The 379-nt window shown below is 71.5% G+C and carries 1 pseudogene; it reads left to right on the forward strand.

From position 1 onward, the window contains the following. Positions 1–379 (forward strand): annotated as a pseudogene (locus FXF52_RS41315) (transposase); the annotation flags it as partial.

The raw sequence follows: 379 nt of genomic DNA on the forward strand, positions 1-379 counted from the left end.
CTGGTCCCGCGCCGTGATCGACTCCTCACACGTGCGGGCCGCCAGGCGTGGCCCAAAAGCGGTCCGAGCCCGGTCGACCGCGCCCGCCCGGGCTCGAAGCACCACGTCCTGACCGAGGGCGCCGGCATCCCCTTGGCCGTGTCGCTGACCGGCGGAAACCGCCACGACGTCACCGAACTACTCCCGCTGATCGACAAGATCCCGCTGGTACGCGGCCGTCGTGGCCGGCCCCACAGCGCCCTGACCAGTTGTTCGCCGACCGCGCCTACGACCATGACAAGTACCGCAAGGCAGTGCGCGGCAAGGGCATCCGCCCGCGCATCGCCCGCCGTGGCCAGCCCCACGGATCCGGTCTCGGTGTGTTCCGGTGGGTGGTCGA

Origin of the sequence: Micromonospora sp. MP36 (assembly GCF_008119785.1) — a bacterium.
GTDB lineage: Bacteria > Actinomycetota > Actinomycetes > Mycobacteriales > Micromonosporaceae > Micromonospora.